General features: G+C 45.8%; 15 protein-coding genes. 10 read left to right on the forward strand and 5 right to left on the reverse strand.

The annotated features are described in order from the left end of the window. The first annotated feature begins 5 nt into the window (after positions 1 to 5). Positions 6 to 1,523 (forward strand): inorganic triphosphatase, encoded by a 1,518-nt coding sequence (locus tag AB6E78_RS04755; RefSeq protein ID WP_102321462.1) that lies wholly within the window; start codon positions 6 to 8, stop codon positions 1,521 to 1,523. Between the two features lie 51 nt (positions 1,524 to 1,574). Here AB6E78_RS04755 and AB6E78_RS04760 read toward each other — a convergent pair whose 3' ends face one another. After that, positions 1,575 to 2,324 carry a potassium channel family protein gene (locus AB6E78_RS04760; RefSeq protein WP_372132802.1) on the reverse strand — a complete coding sequence of 250 codons (750 nt, stop codon included), beginning with the start codon at positions 2,322 to 2,324 and terminating at the stop codon, positions 1,575 to 1,577. Between the two features lie 97 nt (positions 2,325 to 2,421). Between AB6E78_RS04760 and AB6E78_RS04765 the strand changes: the two genes are divergently transcribed. From AB6E78_RS04765 to hldE, 3 genes are all read left to right on the forward strand, one after another. Beyond that, positions 2,422 to 3,678 (forward strand): methyl-accepting chemotaxis protein, encoded by a 1,257-nt coding sequence (locus tag AB6E78_RS04765; protein ID WP_048658011.1) that lies wholly within the window; start codon positions 2,422 to 2,424, stop codon positions 3,676 to 3,678. Between the two features lie 225 nt (positions 3,679 to 3,903). After that, positions 3,904 to 6,753, forward strand: coding sequence for a bifunctional [glutamate--ammonia ligase]-adenylyl-L-tyrosine phosphorylase/[glutamate--ammonia-ligase] adenylyltransferase (gene glnE, locus AB6E78_RS04770; RefSeq protein WP_017062913.1), 2,850 nt, complete (start codon positions 3,904 to 3,906; stop codon positions 6,751 to 6,753). A gap of 121 nt (positions 6,754 to 6,874) precedes the next feature. After that, entirely contained in the window at positions 6,875 to 8,305 is a 1,431-nt protein-coding gene (hldE, locus tag AB6E78_RS04775) for a bifunctional D-glycero-beta-D-manno-heptose-7-phosphate kinase/D-glycero-beta-D-manno-heptose 1-phosphate adenylyltransferase HldE (protein WP_017069485.1), read from the forward strand. A gap of 121 nt (positions 8,306 to 8,426) precedes the next feature. Here the strand turns inward: hldE and tolC are convergent, their stop codons facing one another. Continuing rightward, positions 8,427 to 9,752 (reverse strand): outer membrane channel protein TolC, encoded by a 1,326-nt coding sequence (gene tolC, locus AB6E78_RS04780; protein ID WP_017061424.1) that lies wholly within the window; start codon positions 9,750 to 9,752, stop codon positions 8,427 to 8,429. A 227-nt stretch (positions 9,753 to 9,979) separates the two neighbouring features. On the opposite strand from tolC, the gene nudF reads away from it, so the two are divergent. From nudF to parC, 6 genes are all read left to right on the forward strand, one after another. Then, complete coding sequence (gene nudF / locus AB6E78_RS04785) at positions 9,980 to 10,609, forward strand: ADP-ribose diphosphatase (protein WP_017061425.1); 630 nt, start codon at positions 9,980 to 9,982, stop codon at positions 10,607 to 10,609. Between the two features lie 4 nt (positions 10,610 to 10,613). Beyond that, the gene (locus AB6E78_RS04790) at positions 10,614 to 11,054 is read left to right on the forward strand and encodes a DUF1249 family protein (RefSeq protein ID WP_008222561.1); all 441 of its coding nucleotides are present in this window, start codon (positions 10,614 to 10,616) and stop codon (positions 11,052 to 11,054) included. Positions 11,055 to 11,113: 59 nt separating this feature from the next. Then, complete coding sequence (gene cpdA, locus AB6E78_RS04795; protein WP_017061426.1) at positions 11,114 to 11,938, forward strand: 3',5'-cyclic-AMP phosphodiesterase; 825 nt, start codon at positions 11,114 to 11,116, stop codon at positions 11,936 to 11,938. 15 nt (positions 11,939 to 11,953) lie between these two features. Beyond that, positions 11,954 to 12,559 carry an esterase YqiA gene (gene yqiA / locus AB6E78_RS04800; protein WP_017061427.1) on the forward strand — a complete coding sequence of 202 codons (606 nt, stop codon included), beginning with the start codon at positions 11,954 to 11,956 and terminating at the stop codon, positions 12,557 to 12,559. A 239-nt stretch (positions 12,560 to 12,798) separates the two neighbouring features. Further along, complete coding sequence (parE, locus tag AB6E78_RS04805) at positions 12,799 to 14,679, forward strand: DNA topoisomerase IV subunit B (RefSeq protein WP_017061428.1); 1,881 nt, start codon at positions 12,799 to 12,801, stop codon at positions 14,677 to 14,679. Between the two features lie 3 nt (positions 14,680 to 14,682). Further along, on the forward strand, positions 14,683 to 16,941 hold the full coding sequence (gene parC / locus AB6E78_RS04810; protein ID WP_017067236.1) for a DNA topoisomerase IV subunit A: 2,259 nt from the start codon (positions 14,683 to 14,685) through the stop codon (positions 16,939 to 16,941). Positions 16,942 to 17,043: 102 nt separating this feature from the next. On the opposite strand, the gene degS is transcribed toward parC, so the two are convergent. The 3 genes from degS to zapG form a co-directional block, all read right to left on the reverse strand. After that, complete coding sequence (gene degS, locus AB6E78_RS04815; RefSeq protein ID WP_017061430.1) at positions 17,044 to 18,108, reverse strand: outer membrane-stress sensor serine endopeptidase DegS; 1,065 nt, start codon at positions 18,106 to 18,108, stop codon at positions 17,044 to 17,046. Between the two features lie 158 nt (positions 18,109 to 18,266). Continuing rightward, positions 18,267 to 19,622 (reverse strand): Do family serine endopeptidase, encoded by a 1,356-nt coding sequence (locus AB6E78_RS04820; protein WP_017061431.1) that lies wholly within the window; start codon positions 19,620 to 19,622, stop codon positions 18,267 to 18,269. Between the two features lie 126 nt (positions 19,623 to 19,748). Next, entirely contained in the window at positions 19,749 to 20,204 is a 456-nt protein-coding gene (gene zapG, locus AB6E78_RS04825; RefSeq protein ID WP_017061432.1) for a Z-ring associated protein ZapG, read from the reverse strand. Positions 20,205 to 20,227 lie beyond the last annotated feature (23 nt).

Here is a 20,227-nt window from a genome sequence, read left to right on the forward strand (position 1 = left end):
TAACTATGGAAACCGAGATAGAACTGAAGTTTTTTGTTTCTCCTGAATTTTCAGAGACTTTACGCAATAAAATTGCTGAAACTAAAGTACTTCAGCACAGTTGTCGTGAGCTAGGTAACATCTACTTTGACACCGCTGACAACTGGCTACGTAAGCACGATACAGGCTTACGCATTCGACGCTTTGATGACGTATTTGTACAAACCGTAAAGACTGCTGGTCGTGTGGTTGCTGGCCTGCATCAAAGGCCTGAATACAATGCAGAACACGACAGCAACGAACCTAAGCTAGCCCTGCACCCAGAGGATATCTGGCCAACAGGTAAAGACATCGAAACGTTGCAAGCTGAGCTGACTCCTCTGTTCTCTACCAACTTCACGCGTGAGCAGTGGTTGATTGGTATGCCTGATGGTAGCCAAGTCGAGGTCGCATTCGATCAAGGCTTTGTTGAATCAGGCGACCTGCAAGAACCGATTTGCGAAGTCGAATTGGAACTTAAATCCGGTCAAACGGATGCGCTATTTACATTGTCTCGCCAATTCTGCGAACAAGGTGGCATGCGTTTGGGTAACCTAAGTAAAGCAGCTAAGGGTTACCGTCTTGCTCAAGGTTATCAAGGAGATGAAGTTACTCCTTTGACCTTAGTTGATACTGACAAAAGTGATACCGTTGAATCGTGTTTTATTCAATCTTTAGAGCATGCTCTCGCTCATTGGCATTATCACGAGCAGATTTTCACAGAGCGTCAATCGATTGAAGCTTTGCATGAGATCAGTCACTCGCTGAGTTTTATTCGCCAAACTTTCACTATCTATGGCGGCATTGTCCCTAGACGAGCAAGTGCGATTTTACGTCAAGAGTTGAAGTGGCTTGAGCAAGAGCTCGACTGGCTGAAAAGCTATGATCACTTCGAAGACTTGCTGGAAGATAAAGGCCATGTACTACGTAAACTCGATGCGCGTAAGTTCTTAGTCGCTGAGCTTAAAGAGATGCAAGAGCAACTGCCAGATCGTGAAGATCTGCTTACCTTGCTGAGTTCTGCTCGATACACTGGGTTATTATTAGATCTGAGCCGTTGGATCTTGTCTCGTGGCTGGCAACCTTTCTTAGATGAAAAAGCACGTGAGCAAATGGCTCGTGGTATCGAATGGTTTTCCGTGCAGCAACTCGATCGCACATGGGCCGATTTGATGGAAGCTTTCCCGCCAGAGCGAGTGATGACTAGCCAAGCGTATATTGATCAGCAATACCGTTTGATGCGTAATCTGTATTCTGGCGTTGGTTTCGCGAGTTTGTATGATGACGATGAACGAAACAGCTTCCGCTTGCCATGGGCCGATATGGTGCAAGGCATTGATGACTTGCTGGCACTTAAAACGTTAGAGCCTTTGACTGAGAAATTGGAAGGCGATGAGAAGCTTCAGCTAGAGCGTTGGTTGGCTCGCCAAGAAGTGTCTATTCTGCATGCGATGGAACAGACACGCCAAATCAGTGTTGAGGTTGAGCCATACTGGCAAGACTAAACTCGATACCTGTATCAATAGAAGTATGAATTTGAAAATAGGGCTCCGGCCCTATTTTTTTGTTTGTTGCTCAAGTTTTTCGAGTCGCTCTAAGATTTTCTGTTGCTGCTCGATGATCTTCTCAAGGTGTTTCTCTTTGTTTTCCGCTCGTTGATTCTCATGATGAGTTGGGGAGGTGATCAAAGAAGTAATCAAGCCTGAAATCATACCAAACACACCGACACCACAGATGATCACCATTGAAGCCACTAACTGACCGGAAGTTGTCACTGGGTAATGGTCGCCATAACCCATAGTACTGATGGTCACAAACGCCCACCATAAAGCATCATGACCTGTAGTGATGTTGGCGTTCGGATCTTTGTGTTCCAATAGCAGGATCGTGCCAGCACCGATAGTCAGTAAGATCACCAAAAGCAGAATGATGGAAGCGAAAGTGGTCTCTTTCCTATTACGAAATAACTCTCTGAAAATACGTTTACTTGAACGCAGAACTAAGATGACTCGCAGAATTTGAAAAATACGGGCGAAACGAAGAGGCTCGATCATTGGGATACTTGCTAAGAAATCGATCCAGTGTACTTTTAGAAATTCTTTTTTGTTTTGTGATCTAAATAGATCAATTGTGAGCTGAAAAAGAAAAACACTACAGATTATAAAATCGAGGCCGATAAGGACTTGTTTCGATTCTTTATCGATCGGTACGAACAATAAGCCTGAGATCACAAATAACGCTAAGAAAGAGAGAATCAGTGACAATAAGCTCATCGGCTTGGTGGCGTCTTTGGTATTATTCAACATTCATACGAGGCTCAAAATAAATCGCGAACTTTGACTGACATAGCCACCTCGCGGATATAGAAGCCATCAATATATAAGAATTAATGGAGAACTGACAATGACTAAACTGTCATTCAAGCCGTGGGAAAGGATAATCTCTGACGTTCGTCTCGTTCCAAAAATGGTCATGCTGATGATATTCAGCACTATCTTGATCATTTCGAAGCAGCTTTGGGACGCAAGTACGTTTTACGATTCATTGCTTGCTGTAACCAACAATGCGCAAGTGGCACAGCAGCATTACGAGACTTACCTAGTTCAAGTGGCTTGGCAAACAGCCTTGATGATCATTGTGTTTGTGGTTCTTCTGTTAGCAGCGGCGCGCGTTATGCTGCGTCAGACTCAATACCTTAATGACGCCATTAAAACCATGGCAGATAAGAACTTATCAGTGCCGATTCAAATGGACTGTAAAGATGAATACGGCGATGTGGCACGCGAACTTGAAAAAACTCGCGTCCAACTGAACGACATGATCAAAACTCAGGTGGCCTCTTCTGATGAGCTGTTTGCTCTGACGGAAGTGATGACCATCAGCATGTCTGAAACCAAAGAGTCAGCTCAAGAAGAGTTCAACGAGATCGATCAACTGGCAACAGCAATGAGTGAGATGACGTCGACGGTGCAAACTGTCGCTGAGCATGCACAAAGCGCTTCGTCATTGACTGAACAGGCATCAGGCCAAGCTCTTACTGGTCAGAAGTTCGTTCAAGGATCAGTGTCTAAGATGAGTGAGCTATCTTCAGATATCGCAGCATCTGCAGCAGCGGTAAACCAAGTAGAAGAACGCGTTGACTCAATTGGCAGTGTGGTTGGTACTATCCAAGGCATTTCAGAACAGACAAACCTACTAGCATTGAACGCTGCAATTGAAGCGGCACGTGCCGGTGAAGCGGGTCGTGGTTTTGCGGTTGTTGCTGATGAGGTTCGTAACCTTGCACAGCGCACTCAGCAAGCGACGGTAGAGATTCAAGACATGATCAGTCATCTACAAAGCAGCGCTAACTCTGCGGTAGAACTGATGGAGAAGAGTGTTGTTGAAGCGGCTGAAGGTGTTGATCTGGTGACTAACGCGGGAAGTGAGCTTGACGGCATTGTAAGCCAAGTCAATCAAATCAATGATATGAACTTCCAGATCGCGACCGCTGCAGGCCAACAGAGCAGTGTTGCTGAAGAGATGAGCGTCAACCTGACCAATGTACGCGAGCTTGTTGAAGCTTCAGTTGTGGTGGTTGGTGAACTGCTCGAGACCTCTCAGCTTATGGAAAGTAACGCGCAAGAACTCGACGGTAAGATTAAGCAATTTAAGGTTTAGTCCTCAGCACCCAATCTTCATCCGTCAAAGGCTAATTCCCAGAGACTGTTTCTCGGTTGTAAGCTCAACCAGATAAGTTAATCGATAAAACGCCCACATTGCTAATGTGGGCGTTTTTTATTGGCGTAACTTTGGTATAACTTATCTTTAGTTATGAAAACTCGTTATTGAAGAACTGAATCGATAAACCGATTGTTCGGCGCGCAGCTTATACAAGGAAGAAACATGCCATTGCCTTCTCAACTCATCACTCACTCCCAGTCTGCTTTTGAGCAATTATTAGAGCATCAAAGTGAAGCCATCAATACTTGGTCTGAGCCACTGACTGAAGATCTTAAACGTGTACTCGGTTTAAGCTGTTTTATTGGTGATTGCCTGCAGCGTGATACGGTTTTATGTGGTGACTTACCTAATATGTTGGCATGCGAAGAACGCGCTGAAGGATACCGAGAACGCTTGGCTGAATTACTTTCTAGTTGCACCGATGAAATGAGCGGTCAGCGCGTGCTGCGTCAATTCCGAAATCGAGAAATGACCTACATTGCTTGGCGTGATTTTATGGGTTCGTGGGAGCTAGAGCAGAGCCTAAATCATCTATCGATGTTGGCTGAGGCGATGATCTTCGAAACCTACCAATGGCAGTACGATATTTGTTGTAAAGAGTGGGGCACACCTTGTAATGAACAAGGCGAAGCACAGCCGATGTTGATCATTGGTATGGGCAAGCTAGGGGGCGGTGAGCTTAACTTCTCTTCCGATATCGATCTGATCTTCACCTACCCAGAGAATGGTGAAACCCAAGGTGCAAGACGCAGCATTGCCAATGCGCAGTTCTTTACACGTCTCGGGCAACGTATTATTAAGGCGCTTGATCAGCAAACCTTCGATGGATTCTGTTATCGAGTAGACATGCGCCTGCGTCCATTCGGTGAGAGTGGTCCACTGGTCATGAGTTACGCTGCGCTAGAAGATTACTATCAAGAACAAGGTCGCGATTGGGAACGCTACGCTATGGTCAAAGCGCGTGTGATGGGCAGTGAGATGTACCCTGAGTATCAAGAGCTTCGCCAAATGCTACGCCCGTTTGTGTTCCGCCGTTATATTGATTTTAGTGCGATTCAATCTCTGCGCCGAATGAAATCGATGATCAGCAGCGAAGTGCGTCGTCGTGGTCTCTCGAACAACATCAAGCTTGGCTCTGGTGGTATTCGTGAAGTTGAGTTTATCGCACAAGTCTTCCAATTGATTCGTGGTGGACGCGAGCCTAGCTTACGCGGTCGAGGGTTACTCGAAACCTTAAGTGCGATTGAATCCCTTCATCTGCTAGAGTCTGAAGAGGTGGGGCACCTACGTGAAGCTTATCTGTTTTTGCGTCGCCTTGAGAACCTGTTACAAGCCATGGCTGATAAGCAAACTCAAACCTTACCTGACGGTGAATTCGAACAACTGCAGCTTGCGGTTGCCATGCAATTTTCCGATTGGGATAGCTTGATTGTGGCAACTCGCGCCCATATGGCGAATGTACATACCGTGTTCGAAGACCTAATTGGCGTTGATGAAGATGACGCTAATCCGATCGCGAGCCACTTTAGCGAGTTGTGGGATATGGCCCATAAACCCGATGTAATTGAGCACGTGTTGGAACACGACATTGCGGTCGCGAGCCCGCCTGATGCGGCGAAAACGATCATTCAGTTTAAAGCCGATTTGGCTAAAAAGACTCTTGGCCCTCGTGGGCGGGAAGTCCTCAATCGACTGATGCCGAAAGTGTTTCAAGCGCTGTACACCGCTAAGGATGCCGAGTTTGGTTTGTCGCGAGTACTGCATCTGCTGCATAAAATCGTTACGCGTACCACTTACCTTGAACTACTAGATGAACACCCTGCCGCGTTGACTCAGCTAGTTCGCCTGTGTACGGCAAGCCCGATGATTTCGGAGCAGTTGGGTCGTTATCCAATTCTGTTAGATGAACTTATCGACCCTCAGCAACTCTACAATCCCGTGCCTTTAGAGTCTTACAAGACCGAGTTGCGTGATTATCTAGCCCGTATCCCTGAAGATGATATGGAGCAACAGATGGAAGGTCTGCGTCAGTTTAAGCAGACCTGTATATTGAGAATTGCAGCCGCGGATATTGCGGGTGCTCTACCTGTCATGAAGGTCAGTGATCACCTGACCTACTTAGCAGAAGCCATTGTGGAGGCGGGGGTCAATCAAGCTTGGTTACAAGTATCCGCCAAGTTTGGTGAACCGACCCATGTTAAAGATCGCGAAGGTCGCGGTTTTGCTGTCGTTGGTTATGGCAAAGTCGGTGGTTGGGAGCTTGGTTATAACTCCGATCTTGATATCGTGTTCATGCACGACTGCCCGGTACACATCTATACTGATGGAAAGAAAGAGATCGATGGACGCCAATTCTACTTAAGATTAGCGCAGCGTATTATTCATATTTTCTCGACCAGAACTGCTTCTGGTATTTTGTACGAAGTCGATACTCGCCTACGCCCTTCTGGTGCATCTGGTCTATTGGTGAGTCCAACCGATGCCTTTGACGAGTATCAGCACAATGACGCGTGGACATGGGAGCACCAGGCCCTCACTCGTGCTCGTATGATTTACGGTGATGACTTATTGGTATCTGCGTTTAACAAAACTAGGCATGAGGTTTTGTGCTTGCCACGAGATGAGGCAACACTCAAAAAGTCAGTTGTGGATATGCGTGAAAAAATGCGTGGCCATTTAGGCGGTAAAAAAGCCGATCGATTCATGCTTAAACAAGATGCGGGCGGTATTACTGATATTGAGTTCTTGGCGCAATACTTAGTGCTGAGATACAGCAACGAGAAACCTAAGCTTACTCGTTGGTGTGACAATGTGAGAATCTTTGAAAGCTTGTTGTCGCAAGGGATAATGGACGAGCAACAAGGTATGGCATTGACCAATGCGTACACCACATTAAGGGATGAAATCCACCACCGTAATCTACTTAACCTTGATGCGGATGTGGCGATTGAAAAGTTCGAAATGGAAAGAGAACATGTTGTTCAGGCATGGAAGCAGTGGATGGAAGCATAATTCAGTCATAGCGTAGTGAGTGCTATGTTTATCTTGATAGGCTTTTACTCATTTATCTGTAGTTTAGCCACTGTAATCAGTGTGCTAGACTCTAGCCAGATTCGATTTTTGGAGCTCAACAATGAAACCAATTCTACCTGACTACAGCCAATCAGGTGTTCTTATTGTCGGTGACGTAATGCTTGACCGTTACTGGTATGGCCCAACTGGCCGTATTTCACCAGAAGCACCAGTCCCCGTTGTGAAAGTAGAAAATAACGAAGAGCGTCCTGGTGGTGCTGCCAACGTAGCAATGAACATTGCCTCTCTTGGTGGGCATGCTCATGTTGTTGGTTTGACTGGTAAAGATGAGCCTGCTGAGGTGTTGAAAAGCACTTTAGGTGCTCTGAAGGTTAAGTGTGATTTCGTTGAGTTAGAAGACTATCCAACCATCACCAAACTACGAGTGATGAGCCGTGGTCAGCAGTTGATTCGCTTGGATTTTGAAGACAAATTCGAAAACACCAACCCAGAGCTTATTCTGTCTCGCATGGAGCAAGCCCTACCAAATGTACGTTCGGTTATCTTGTCAGATTACGCGAAAGGTGCATTAGAGCATGTACAGAGCTTCATTCAAAAAGCACGCGCAGCCAATGTTCCTGTATTCATCGATCCCAAAGGCGCGGATTTAGAGCGCTACCGTGGTGCGACATTACTTACACCAAACATGGCAGAGTTTGAGCTGGTTGCAGGTAAAGTGAAATCAGAAGAAGATCTTATCGAGAAGGGTATTGCCTTGATCGAGAAGTATGACTTTGAAGCTCTATTGGTGACTCGCAGTGAAAATGGTATGACTTTATTACGTAAAGGTCAGGCACCATTCCACTTGCCAACCCAAGCGAAAGAAGTGTACGACGTAACTGGTGCTGGTGATACGGTTATCTCAGTACTGGCTGCGTCTGTTGCAGCTGGTAAGCCATTGGATGAGGCGTGTGCATTAGCGAACGCTGCAGCTGGTGTCGTTGTTGGTAAGCTAGGTACGTCAACGTTATCCACGATAGAGCTAGCTGAAGCGATTCACGGCAGTCAAGACACAGACTACGGTGTGATCTCAGAAGCGGCACTGGTTGAAGCGGTGAAGCGTGCTCGTGCGAAAGGCGAGAAGGTAGTTATGACCAATGGCTGCTTTGATATTCTACATGCTGGTCATGTTTCTTACATGAATCACGCGGCTGAGCTGGGCGATCGTTTGATCGTTGCGGTAAATACCGATGAATCAGTGAAACGCTTGAAAGGCCCTGGTCGCCCTGTGAACCCAACTGATCGTCGTATGGCGGTATTGGCTGGCTTAGGTGCAGTTGATTGGGTTGTGCCATTCTCTGAAGATACCCCTCAACGTTTAATCTCTGAGGTACTGCCAAGCATTCTTGTGAAAGGTGGTGATTACAAGCCTGAAGAGATTGCTGGTGGTGCGGAAGTGATTGCTGCTGGTGGTGAAGTGAAAGTACTTAACTTTGAAGATGGTTGCTCTACCACTGAAATCATTAAAGCGATTAAAGGTGGTCGAGGCTAGTTTTTAGTTTTTAGTTTTTGGCGTTAAGCTTTTAGTTAGGCAGTAAATCTCGCTTTAATCGATAATAAAAATGCCGCTCAATGAGCGGCATTTTTGTAACGGTAACTTGAGTAATTAAGAGTTACTTACTTGCTACTTTTAGACCTGCGTTTACATCAACAATGTCTTGTTCGCTTAGCGTACCAACTGCTTGACGAAGCTGAAGTACACTTAGGATGTAGTTGTAACGAGCATCTGAAAGGTTTTTGTTCGCATCATATAGACGACGAGTCGAATCTAGTACGTCAACGATAGTACGAGTACCTACATCAAAACCAGCTTCTGTTGCTTCTAGAGCAGACTGAGCAGAAACTACAGACTGTTCGTAAGCGCGTAGAGCACCGATCGAAGCGCTGATGTTGTTGTTGAATGCACGTACGTCTTTTACAACGCTACGGTAAGTTGCTTCTAGATCTTCACTTGCTGCAACGTAGTTGTATTCAGCCTGTTTAGTCAATGAAGTTGTGTTACCACCCGTGTATAGAGGTACAACTAAGTTCAAACCAATGTTTAGGTTGTCTTGGTCGTAATCTTGGGTGCTGTTTGATTGATCTGAAACAGCGTAGCTACCATCTAGGGTTAAGCTTGGTAGGTGACCAGAGCTTGCTAGAGAGATGTTGTCTTTTGCTACGTCTTGAGAGATACGTGCAGCCAATAAGCTAAGGTTCTTTTGTTCTGCTTGTTCAACAAGTGCAACTGCAGACTCAGAAGATTTGCTTGCTGAGAAACGATCAGTATCTAGGATGCTTAGGTTAGAGTGTTCCTGACCTGTAATCTCACGAAGACCTTCGTAGCTATTCGTTAGGTCGTTCTCTGCAAGAACTTCATCAGCCAAAACACCATCGTACTGAGCTTGCGCATCATGTACATCGGTGATTGCTGAAAGACCTACTTCAAAACGTTGCTTAGTTTGCTCTAGTTGACGAGCAACCGCTGCTTTCTCTGCACGAACAAATTCTAGGTTATCTTGAGCGCGAAGCACTTCGAAGTATGCTGTCGCAACACGAAGGATCAAGGCTTGTTGTTCTGCCGCGTAAGCTGAATCAGATTGACGAGCGGTTTTCTCTGCCGTATCTAGTGTGATCCATGAAGAACGCTGGTAAAGCTCTTGGCTGAAGCCGATAGCAGCTCCCCAAGTGTTGTTATCAATGCTTGAATTACCAACACCTGATGTATCTCGATCACCACGATTAATGTCGTAGTTTGCTGTTAGGTTGATTTGCGGTAACAAAGAGCTACGACTTGACGTTACTGCTTCAAAAGCGGCATCGCGCTGCGCTGCTGAACGAAGAAGTTGTGGATCGTTCTGTTTTGCTTGGTCGTAAACTTCAGCTAGCGTATCAGCAAAAGCTGACGAACTCAGGCTGCCAATTGCTGCACTGATAAATAGTGGAAGCAGTTTTTTCATTTTCCTATTCCTGCCTTTTATGGAATTTTCTTTAGAAGAGTTTAACCCAGTTTGGTGGTAATTTACTCGAAACTTTGCACTTTTTTACAGTTAACTGTCCACTTGTGCAATATTTATTTTTTAAAGCTTAACTTTAATTATAAATTTTATATAAAAAGTTGAACCTTATCCTTGGTAGTTAACTCGGACAATGAGTAAACTATAAAGATCACTTAGTGAGGTACCAAATGCAACAGTATGACAATCAACGACATGAGTTTACTCCGCAAGATGTGGAAATAGTCTCAAAAGAGACGCTGTTTCGTGGTTTTTTCAAAATGGTCAAGTACACATTTAAACATAGACTATTTGAGGGAGGCTGGAGCCAACCAATAGAGCGTGAGATGTTTGAGCGTGGACATGCTGCCGCTTTGCTACCTTATGATCCTGTGCGTGATGAAGTGGTGATCGTCGAACAGATCCGTGTCGGAGCCCTAGAGCATGAGAACCCATGGCAATACGAAATTGTTGCTGGGATCATTGATACGGACGAATCGCCACAAGACGTCGCTCGTCGTGAAGCAATGGAAGAAGCCGGAGTCGAAGTCGGATCTGTATTGCCTATTACTTCGTATTATCCTTCATCTGGTGGTTGCTCTGAAAAGCTCGACGTCTTTGTTGGCTGTGTTGATGCAACGACAGCCAAAGGGGTACACGGATTGGACTACGAAGGTGAAGACATTCGTGTACAAGTGATGAGTCGCGAAGCTGCTTATCAGTTGGTAAAAGATGGTGTATTTGAAAATGGAGCCACGATCATTGCGCTACAGTGGCTACAATTGAACTACCAAGAATTACAGTCAGAGTGGATAGATTAACGTCATGCCAAATATCGCGGTCAAAAAACCGTATCATGTTGATCTTGCTGAATTGATGCGAGTTTACGAGACTAACTATGCCAAACTGAACGCTTTGTTACCGGTTGGGCATGAGGTTGGTGACGTTCGCTGTTACCAAGCCGTTAATATGGTGTATCAATTGACAGTGAATGAGGTCACAAAATACACCACATTAATAGATATATGTCAGAGTGATGCGATGCCAGTGTTTCCTTTGCCAAAAATGTCTGTCAGGCTATATCACGACGCTCGAGTTGCAGAAGTGTGCGCTAGCGGGGATTTTTCGCGAGTCAAAGCGAAATATGACTACCCCAACACTAAGCTTCTGCAAAAGGACGAGAAATTTCAATTGAATAAATTTCTTGGGGAATGGTTAACGTTTTGTTTAAAAACGGGTATCAGCCGAACCCCAATTGCCTTTTAATTGAGCCTATTTATCAACACTTTTAAAGTCTAAACAGTAACGTATCTGGATTTGTTATTTTGGAATTATCACACACTTCAAAATTTGATGAGAGCACTATTAAGCTTGTGCAGCTAACGGACACGCATTTATTTGCGCCGAGCAATGGCAGCTTATTAAGCATCAACACTCAAGATAGCTTTCGTGCTGTAGTCGATGGCATTGTTAGTCAGGGCTTTGACTATCAAGCGATTTTAGCAACCGGTGATATATCTCAAGATCACAGTGCTGAGTCGTACCAGAAATTTGAGTCAGGGATTCAGCCTTTGGAAAAGCCATGCTATTGGCTGCCAGGGAACCATGACTTTAAGCCTAATATGGGCAGTGTTTTACCATCACCACAAATACAGTGTGTTGAGCATGTCTTGCTAGGCGATAACTGGCAGATGGTGATGCTAGACTCGCAGGTGGTTGGTGTGCCTCATGGTCGCCTCAGCGATCAACAGCTTGACCTATTAGAACAGAAGCTGACGGAGTTCCCTGAACGTAATACCTTGGTTCTATTGCACCACCATCCATTGTTGGTTGGCAGCGCATGGTTAGATCAACATAACCTAAAAGACGCCGATCAATTTTGGGATGTGGTTCAACAGCACACCAATGTTAAAGCCGTACTGTGTGGTCACGTTCATCAAGACATGAACCGAGATCATCATGGTGTACAAGTCATGGCAACACCGTCGACTTGTGTGCAATTCAAACCTAACTCAGATGACTTCGCGGTTGATACTTTGTCTCCGGGCTGGAGAGAGATTGAATTACATCAAGACGGTACCGTTAGCACGCAAGTTCGTCGTCTGCCTCATGGGCAGTTCTTGCCTGATTTTAAGGCTGCTGGTTACTAATGAAGGCGGTTATTGATGCCAGGCTCTAATCAACAAGCTAATAAGCCATCGCTGCTTCTCTATATTCACGGATTTAACAGCTCATCACGTTCTCATAAAGCGAATGTGATGGCAGATTACTGTGCGGAGCATCGCGCTGATATTAAAGTCGTAACCCCTCAACTGCCGAGTTTCCCTCAACAAGCGGCACTTCATTTACAGCAGCTGGTGGAGCAATACAAAGAGCAATATCAAATAGCGTTGGTCGGTAGCTCGCTGGGTGGCTATCTTTCAACATGGCTGAATAGCCACTATGGTTTTAAAGCGGTGGTTGTAAACCCAGCAGTGAAGCCGTATGAGCTTCTTGCTGACTATTTAGGTGAACAAGTAAACCCATACACAGATGAACGATATGTACTGGAAACAAAACATATTGATGAACTGAAGGCGTTAGAGGTTTCGGCTATCGCTAAGCCGAGCGACTTCTGGTTACTTCAGCAAACGGAAGACGAAGTTCTGGATTACCGACAAGCGGTAGAGAAGTACCAAGGTGCAACACAGACAGTAGAAGAGGGCGGGGATCATAGCTTTGTTGATTTTGAACGCTACCCACAACAAATCATCACCTTTCTAAATCTTTAATCTGTTCCACCAACCAAGTGATTTTCTCTTGTTTGCCTGTTATTTCATCTATCAATGGTGAAATATCATAGTTTGATGTCTTAGTTTTTGAACTAGCTTGACATCATTACTCAGCTTCCAGACTATATTCCCCAATACTTCGCTCGTTCGCTCTACTATGACGGTTCATAGTAATGATTCTGCTTTAGTGAAACTGGAGCCAGCGAACTGACGCAAACTTTTTGAGTAAACTCCGTATTATGACTGAACAATATAATGCAAAAGACCTCGAGGTACTTGAAGGTCTCGACCCTGTGCGACACCGCCCGGGAATGTATACCGAGACAGAAAGACCTAACCACCTTGCCCAAGAAGTCATTGATAACTCGGTCGATGAAGCACTAGCGGGACACGCTAAGAAGATCAAAGTGGTACTTCATGCAGACCAATCGTTAGAAGTTACCGATGACGGCCGTGGTATGCCTGTCGATATCCACCCTGAAAAAGGGATCTCAGGTGTTGAGCTGATTTTAACTAAGCTCCACTCTGGCGGTAAATTCTCGAATAACAACTATAAGTTCTCTGGTGGTCTGCACGGTGTAGGTATCTCGGTTGTAAACGCGCTGTCAAAACGTGTTGAAGTGACCGTACGCCGAGAAGGTCAGGTTCACGAGATCGCACTTGAAGGCGGTCATGCAGTAACAGAGCTTACTGTGACGGGCACTTGTGGTCATCGTAACAGTGGTACATCAGTACATTTCTGGCCTGATCCTAAGTACTTCGATAGCCCTAAATTCTCGACACTTCGTCTGATTAACAACCTACGTGCAAAAGCAGTGCTTTGCCCAGGTTTAGAAATTACCTTTATCGACAAAGTCGGTGGTGAAGAGCATAAATGGTTCTATGAAGATGGTCTAAAAGACTACCTTGCCGAAGGCGTGAAAGGTTACACCTTGCTGCCTGAAGAACCGTATGTTGGCGAATTCGTTGCTGAAACAGAAATGGCAAACTGGGCGATCATCTGGCAGCCAGAAGGCGGCGACATGATCACCGAAAGTTACGTGAACTTAGTACCGACTAAACAAGGTGGTACACACGTAAACGGTCTTCGCCAAGGTCTTCTTGATGCAATGCGTGAGTTCTGTGAATTCCGTAATTTGCTGCCGCGTGGCGTTAAGCTAACGGGCGACGATATCTTCGATCGCTGTTCGTACGTACTGTCGGTGAAGATGCAAGATCCGCAGTTTGCTGGTCAAACAAAAGAGCGCTTGTCTTCACGTCAAACTGCTGCGTTTGTGTCTGGTGTGGTAAAAGATGCGTTTAGCCTGTGGTTGAACGAAAAGCCACAACTGGCAGAACAGCTAGCAGAAGCTTGTATTGCGAATGCCCACCGCCGTATGCGCGCAAGCAAAAAGGTTGTGCGTAAGAAAATCGCTTCAGGCCCAGCACTGCCGGGTAAGCTAACTGACTGTTCAGTTCAAGACTTAAGCCGTACCGAAATCTTCTTCGTGGAAGGGGACTCGGCGGGTGGTTCTGCTAAACAAGCACGTGATCGTGAGTTCCAAGCAGTTATGCCACTTCGCGGTAAGATCCTAAATACATGGGAAGTGTCAGCAGACCAAGTATTGGCTTCGCAAGAAGTGCACGACATCTCGGTGGCTCTAGGCATCGACCCGGACAACGATGATTTATCCGGCCTGCGTTACGGTAAGATCTGTATCCTTGCCGATGCGGACTCGGATGGTCTTCATATCGCGACACTGCTGTGTGCTTTGTTTACTCGCCATTTCCATGCATTAGTTGAAGCGGGTCATATCTATGTGGCAATGCCTCCTCTGTATCGTATCGATTGCGGTAAAGAAGTGTTCTACGCACTTGATGACGCAGAGAAAGACGGTGTGCTTGAGCGACTATCGCAGAAGAAAGCCAAGATCAACGTGCAACGATTCAAAGGTCTGGGTGAAATGAACCCACTTCAGTTGCGTGAAACCACCATGGATCCAAACACTCGTCGCCTTGTGCAGTTAACGATTGATGACAGCGAAGCAACCAACGAGATGATGGACATGCTGCTTGGTAAGAAACGTGCAGATGATCGCCGTACATGGCTACAGACTAACGGTGATATGGCCGAGGTATAATGGATGTCTAACGAAATTACATATGATGGCGTTGAACAGCTGCCAATGCGCAAGTTCACCGAAGATGCCTACTTAAATTACTCAATGTACGTGATCATGGATCGTGCATTGCCGTATATCGGTGATGGCTTGAAGCCAGTACAGCGTCGTATTATCTACGCGATGTCTGAGCTAGGCTTATCGGCTGCATCGAAATACAAAAAATCAGCACGTACCGTTGGTGACGTATTAGGTAAGTATCACCCACATGGTGACTCTGCTTGTTACGAAGCGATGGTATTGATGGCGCAGCCTTTCTCTTACCGCTACCCATTGGTAGATGGTCAAGGTAACTGGGGTGCTCCTGATGATCCGAAATCGTTCGCTGCGATGCGTTATACCGAAGCCAAATTATCTAAGTTTGCTGAGGTTCTTCTAGGTGAACTAGGTCAAGGCACTGTTGACTGGCAACCAAACTTTGATGGCACGATGAAAGAGCCTCAAATGTTGCCTGCTCGCCTACCTCACATCCTACTTAACGGTATTACAGGTATCGCGGTAGGTATGGCGACCGATATTCCACCACACAACGTGCGTGAAGTCGCTAATGCAGCCATTCACCTAATTGATACGCCTAAGTCTGAGCTTTCAGACGTGATGGGTTTCATTCAAGGTCCAGATTACCCGACTGAAGCTGAGATTATCTCCCCGAAATCGGACATCGAAAAGATCTACCGTACTGGACGTGGCAGCATCAAGATGCGCGCGGTTTGGCACAAGGAAGGCTCTGATATTGTTATCACGGCTTTACCTCATCAAGTGTCAGGTGCGAAGTTACTTGAGCAAATCGCTAACCAGATGCGCGCTAAGAAGCTGCCAATGGTTGACGACTTGCGAGATGAATCGGATCACGAGAACCCAACGCGTATCGTTGTCGTTCCTCGTTCGAATCGTATCGACTGTGACCAATTGATGAGTCACCTGTTCGCGTCGACGGATCTAGAGAAAAACTTCCGCGTTAACTTGAACATGATTGGTTTAGATAATCGTCCTCAAGTTAAAGGCTTAGTTCAAATCCTGAAAGAGTGGATCGAGTTCCGTCGCACAACGGTTCGCCGTCGTTTGCAGTACCGTTTAGATAAAGTACTGGCACGCTTGCACATCTTAGAAGGTTTGCTTGCTGCTTATCTTAATATCGATGAAGTGATTGAGATCATTCGTACAGAAGACGAACCATGTCCTGTCCTAATGAGCCGTTTCAACATTTCTGAAATTCAAGCCAATGCGATTCTTGATATTAAACTTCGTAACTTAGCTAAGTTAGAAGAGTTTAAAATCCGAGCGGAACAAGAAGAGCTTGAAGCTGAACGTGAGAAGCTTGAAAAGCTACTCGGTTCAGAGCGTCGCTTGAATACGCTGATCAAGAAAGAAATCCAAGCAGATGCGGATAAATACGGCGATGATCGTCGTTCACCTCTGATTGAGCGCGCTGAAGCGAAAGCGCTAACAGAGCGCGACTTAGTACCAAGCGAACCAATCACGGTTGTGTTGTCTGAGAAAGGTTGGATTCGTCATGCCAAGGGGCATGAAGTTGACGCTGAAGGTTTGAACTACAAATCGGGTGATAAATTCTTAGCGAGTGCTAAGGGTAAGAGTAACCAGCAAGCGGTGTTCCTCGGCAGTGATGGTCGAAGCTACTCCCTTGAGTCACATTCATTACCGTCGGCGCGAAGCCAAGGTGAGCCAATTACAGGCCGCTTGAACGTCAGCCCAGGTACTTCTATTCGCCAAGTGGTGATGGGAGAGAATGAACAATTATGGTTAGTCGGTTCTGATGCAGGTTATGGTTTTGTTTGTAAGGGTAGCGATCTGCTGTCCAAGAACAAGAGCGGTAAAGCCTTGGTTAACTTGCCACAAGCTTCTGAAGTGATGATGCCAAGCCCTATTGCTGACTTGGACAGTAATCAGATTCTGGCGATTACTAACCAAGGTCGTATGTTGTTGTTCCCGATTAAAGATCTCCCTCAGCTGAGCAAAGGTAAAGGCAACAAGATCATCAACATCCCTTCTGCGAAAGCAAAAGAGCGTGAAGAGTTTGTCTCACATCTTATGGCTATCCCAGAGAATGCGACGCTGACTATCTACGCCGGTAAACGTAAGCTTGGTTTGAAACCTGCGGATCTTGAAAACTTCCGTGGTGAACGTGGTCGTCGTGGTGGTCTACTGCCTAGAGGACTACAGCGAGTGACTCGCATCGATATCGAAGAGCAAAGTGAATCGTAGAGATACTTGAAACAATCTTTAGATAAAAGAAAACCCAGCCTATGAGCTGGGTTTTTTGTACTTGTGTATTAGCAGCTTGAATCATTGCTTACAGAGTTTGCTCTACAGGCGAGTATCTTCGGCGATGGTCACCTTTAAGGTTTTGCTTTCACCTTGGCGCAATATACCCACATCGATAACTGTACCAGGTCGCAGGTCGGTAACGATGTCCATTACACTCTGGCGACCATTTACTTGGTTATCGTTGATACTGACAATAATGTCTTGAGCTTCAAAACCCGCATCGGCAGCCGGACCATTAGGGTCTATCCCCAACACAACGATCCCGCCGATATTCTTAGTACCCAACATGCGTGAGGTGACTGAGTTGATGTCTTGTCCATCGATACCAATATAGCCACGAATCACACGACCATCGGCGATGATCTTTTCCATGATTTTATTAGCAAGCGGATAGGGGATAGCGAATGAGATCCCATAGGTTTCCATGTCGGTAGCTTGCTGGAAAGAGGCGGTATTGATACCGACTAGCTCACCTTGTGAGTTCACCAGTGCGCCACCTGAGTTACCTTCATTGATTGCCGCATCGGTCTGGATAAAGGCTTGATGGCCATCGGCACTGATCGAAGAACGGCCGGTTGCAGAGATGATACCAAAGGTTGTTGTTTGACCTAGGTTGTATGGGTTACCGATAGCCAGTACAACATCACCGACATTGGCTTTGTAATTAGGATTGAGTGGGATCACCGGTAGATTATCACCGCTGACTCTAAGTATCGCGATATCGGTGCGTTTGTCTGAACCGACAAGTTGCGCAGCTGCTACTCGGCCATCTTGAAGTGCCACAACTATTTGGTCTGCTTGAGCCACCACATGGAAGTTGGTAATGATGTAGCCTTTCTCGCTAACAATCACCCCAGAGCCCAAACCTTGTGTGAGCAGTTTGTTTCGATCGCTTTCAGCGTATTTACGGCTATAAATGTTAACCACTGCAGGCGCCGCGCGGCGAACTGCTTGGTTAAATGAAATCTGAAGAGAGCCAATATTATCGACTTTAGGGCTAGTGACGTCAGCGACAATCGCTGGTCTTAAGCTCGGGAAGGCGAGAAGAATAAGCGCCGCTGAAACGAGTCCAAGGGAAATAGAACGAAATAGAAAGGACAGCATGTTTCCCTCTTCAACAAGTAAGGTGTGAAGCCTCCATCAATGGATGACTGATTTGATTACAAGTGAAGCATAGCATTTTGATTGATCTAAAGAAAAGGGAGACTGAGTAAGTTTAAAGCAAACTTACTGAGCCTCCCTGTAATTGCGCTGACGTAAGACTATCGAATCACAAGATAGATAGTTCGGTCGCCTCGCTGGATATTAAGCGCCAGTACACCAGGTTGTTTTTCAAGAATCTCTCTAAACTCAGCAAGGTTCTTAACGGGCTGGCGGTTTACTCCGATGATGATGTCATCTTTCAGGAGTTGATAGGCTTCGGCTGGTGAACCTTGAGCAACATTCGATACCTTGACGCCCGTTGCAGAGTCACTCTCTGTTGTGTTGGTTAACTCAGCACCAGCTAGTCCTTCATGGAGCTTCTCAGCTTGTGTTTTATTATTGGTGGATTCACCAAGCGTCACATCAAAGGTTTTGCTCTTACCGTCACGAACCACACCCAGTTCAATCTGCTTACCAGCGCCGAGTGTTGCGACCTTAGCTCTTAACTCGCTGAAGGTATCAATGCGTTTGCCATTAATAGAGACAATAATATCGCCCGCTTTCAGTCCTGCTTTATCGGCTGCGCTGTCAGGGACGATTTGGCTAACAAAGGCGCCCTTGCTTGATTCATAACCGAGTGCTTCTGCCAATTCAGAGGTCACTTCTCCGCCTTGAACGCCAAGCATGCCGCGTTTTACTTCACCGAAGTCGAGAATTTGTTCTGTCAGGTTTGTCATCATATTAGAAGGGATTGCAAAGCCGATACCGACATTACCTCCGTTAGGGCCAAGAATGGCGGTGTTGATACCAATTAGCTCACCGTTAAGGTTCACTAGCGCACCACCAGAGTTGCCGCTGTTGATTGCTGCATCGGTTTGAATGAAGTTTTCAAAGTTTTCTAGATTCAGGCCGCTACGGCCGAGTGCAGAAACAATACCGGATGTCACGGTTTGCCCAAGTCCGAATGGGTTACCGATCGCGACACTAAAATCACCAACTCTTAGTTTGTCTGAGTCTGCGACTTTTATCTGGGTCAGGTTTTTGGCTTCTTCTAATTTTAGCAGTGCGATATCAGACATCTGGTCGCCGCCGATGAGCTCGGCATCGTACTCTCGACCATCATGAAGTTTTACTTTGATATCGTCCGCACCATTAATGACATGGTAATTGGTCACGATATGACCTTTCTCGGCGTCAATGATGACACCAGAGCCTAATCCGCGGAAGGGACGCTCTCGTGTTTGTTCTGGACCAAAAAAGAATTGAAATTGTTCAGGGATTTGCTGACGTTGTACCTGTTTGCCTTCTACGGCAATACTAACCACAGCGGGGGTCACTTGTTCAAGCATAGGAGCAAGGCTCGGTAATTGTTCATTACCCACACTTAGTGGCAGTGCGGCTGTTGCTTTAATGGGGGTGATGATTGAACTTAAGCTTAAAGTTAGCACTGATAAAGCAAGCAAAGGTTTTTTCATCATAAACTCCTCTCTAGTTAAGGTCTTAACCCTCTTATACGTTTAATAAGTATGATAAGTTTCAAATGACCTGAGTGAAAGTTATGACTCAAAAACCTTTGTAAAGTTCACAGAAGTGTTAAATGTTTACGATGCTTTTGCTGTAACAACATCGGGAGCATTCATGATTTCTTTCTTCTGCTCTGTAAATAAACCGGTTGCGCCATTAGCGTAATCTTTCGGTTGTTCCTCAAGTGTCGCCTCTTTTACTGAAGGCTTCTCTTGTGGCTTGTCCGAATGGGCAGCGGCTGTTTTCACAAACGGGTTATCTTGCTCTGGCAGGTTAGGAATCAGCTCTGAGCTTGTTTTTTCCATGTGTTGGTACAGTTTTGTGTAGTCTTTACCTAATGTGTCCAACATTTCTGCTGATTTCGCAAAGTGATCAGCCAGCTCTTGTCGCTGCTGCTCAAGGGCAAACTTTGCGCTATCCAATTCTTTCTGTACGTTCTTTTGTTTTTTGTATTCAGGTGTCATGAGACGAGAAATAGCGACCCCTAAAATAACTCCGACTAGTAAACCGGCAACGGCATACATCCAAGGCATAACAGCTCCTTATTATTGTTTTT

This window comes from Vibrio sp. 10N.247.310.98 (genome assembly GCF_041467395.1).
GTDB lineage: Bacteria > Pseudomonadota > Gammaproteobacteria > Enterobacterales > Vibrionaceae > Vibrio > Vibrio crassostreae_C.